At 46.6% G+C, this 2,255-nt stretch carries 3 protein-coding genes; all 3 read left to right on the forward strand.

Annotated features, from left to right (window positions below; genetic code table 11):
• Positions 1-610: ParA family protein (locus tag B3182_RS13035; protein WP_292753042.1), on the forward strand; the 610-nt coding region annotated here is incomplete at its 5' end.
• Between the two features lie 18 nt (positions 611-628).
• Positions 629-1,492 carry a ParB/RepB/Spo0J family partition protein gene (locus tag B3182_RS13040; RefSeq protein WP_292358499.1) on the forward strand — a complete coding sequence of 288 codons (864 nt, stop codon included), beginning with the start codon at positions 629-631 and terminating at the stop codon, positions 1,490-1,492.
• 239 nt (positions 1,493-1,731) lie between these two features.
• The coding region (locus B3182_RS13045; RefSeq protein ID WP_292753045.1) for a methyl-accepting chemotaxis protein at positions 1,732-2,255 on the forward strand (524 nt) is incomplete at its 3' end.

The following is a 2,255-nucleotide window of genomic DNA, read 5'->3' on the forward strand; positions in this document are numbered from 1 at the left end:
CAGCAGTTATGACGTCATTATGGCGGAAGCCAAAGCCAGTGATGCCATCATTCGTCCGGAAGGATTGGGCTTTGATGTAATGCCAACCAATACCGACCTGACTGCCGCCGAAGTCCAGCTGTTGGAAATCAAATTACGTGAACATCGCCTGCGACTGGCGTTGGAGTCCAGCAAGGAAAAATACGACTTTATCCTGATCGACTGTCCTCCCTCCCTGAGCATGCTTACGGTAAATGCTCTGGTGGCTTCCAAAGGTGTATTGATCCCGATTCAGTGTGAATATTATGCCCTTGAAGGACTGACTTCTCTGCTGCGTACCATTGAACGGGTTAAACAGCGAGCCAATCCCGCTTTAGAAGTGACTGGCATGGTGCGTACCATGTTTGATGCACGTAATAATCTTGCCAATCAGGTATCACGACAGTTGATAAGTCATTTCCAAGGCAAAGTCTTTCATTCAATCATCCCGCGGAATGTTCGTTTGGCTGAAGCCCCCAGTCATGGTCTGCCTGTGTTAAATTATGACCGGGCTTCGCGTGGATCAATTGCCTATATGGCGCTGGCAAGTGAATTGATGCGACGTGATAAAAAAGCAACAGCGGCAAGCTAACACACAGGTATTCCCAGCATGGTAAGTAAAAAAAGAGGATTAGGCAGAGGACTTGATGCACTGTTAGGTGACGTCAATCAGGATGAAAATAACCTGAACGACAGCTTGCAACATTTTCCGCTGGACATGATTCAACCTGGTAAATACCAGCCGCGCATGGATATGTCTCAGGAATCTCTTGAAGAACTTGCCGATTCCATTCGCTCTCAAGGTCTGGTTCAGCCGATTGTGGTCAGACCGATTGACGGTGGGCATTACGAAATCATTGCCGGTGAGCGCCGCTGGAGGGCTTCCAAGCTGGCTGGGCTGGAAAGTGTTCCGGTATTAATCAAGGATGTTTCGGATCGCAATGCGATTGCGATGGCCTTGATTGAAAATATCCAACGTGAAAATCTGAACCCGATGGAAGAGGCCAATGCTTTGCATCGGCTACGAGAAGAATTTGAATTAACTCACCAGCAAACCGCTGAGGCGGTGGGTAAGTCACGCGCGACCATCAGTAACTTACTGCGTCTGCGAAATCTTAATGATGACGTGAAGAAATTACTGGAAAACTGTGATCTGGAAATGGGCCATGCACGAACCCTGTTGGCTTTAGAGGGCGAAAGCCAATCCCAGGCAGCTTTACAAATCGTTGAAAAAGGCCTCTCGGTTCGTGAAACAGAACAGCTTATTCGTCGATTATTAAAGCCATCCACGGCAGATAAACAGGAAGTCCCACAACCTTCGCTGGAAGAAATCGAGCGAATCGAACAGCGCATCGCCGACAAGTTAGGTAAAGGTTTCAGTATCAAACACCGTCCTAATGGAAAGGGTAAGCTGGTTTTTGATTATTCCAATGTGGATGAGCTAAAACGCCTTATCAAACAAATAGGCGTATAAAGCCAGCGTCATTTCAAGTCCAACTATGTAATGTGCACATAATGAGTGAAAAGTCTGTTTCACTGTGGTGCAACTTTATTTCATTAGCGATGACTCCAAACACTTTAGCAGCATAAACTTAAACTTAGCTGCACCATAAGCTCAGGGTTTTAAAGCATTTCAATCTATTCAATATTGTAAATCCATTCGCTGGACTGACAATTGCATATTCCTGCTGACTCTAAACTAGGGAATCCGCAGTGAAATTGTTGAGCAGACTATTTAATTCATCTGAATTCATTGAAACTCAAATTGCAAGTACCACGGTGCAGGAAGATGTGGCATCAACTCCGCATTTTACCGAAGCAGAAAAACGCTTTTACCGTTCCCTGCAATTGGTGAGCAGTCAAACCGCCCAGCTTTCACGACAGGTTTTCCGTGCGCTTCAGGTTCAGGAAAACTTTTTATCAGAAATCGGCCAGCGTACTGACAAGCTGGATAATGAACTGCAGCGGGCCAGTGATTATCTGAATAGCTCAAATTCAACGGTCGGCGCTTTACAGGCCCAGATAGATGTTGAAGCGAACGAGGTAAACGCCGCAGTCGGCGAAGCGATGCAGCATATATCCCTTACCCTTGACGAAAAATCCCATAGTGTCACCGATGTGCTGGACGGCATTCTGGAAATTGGTAAAGGGGTAAATATGTTGGCACTTAATGCTGCTATTGAAGCTGCACGTGCCGGAGAACATGGGCGAGGATTTGCCGTGGTGGCTGATGAGGT

This window comes from Methylophaga sp. UBA4204 (genome assembly GCF_002379485.1).
In the GTDB taxonomy this organism is placed as follows: domain Bacteria; phylum Pseudomonadota; class Gammaproteobacteria; order Nitrosococcales; family Methylophagaceae; genus Methylophaga.

Bases quoted from the DNA above. Each gene is read 5' to 3' on its own strand.
- B3182_RS13040 (WP_292358499.1), top strand. From the start codon at position 629: ATGGTAAGTAAAAAAAGAGGATTAGGCAGAGGACTTGATGCACTGTTA.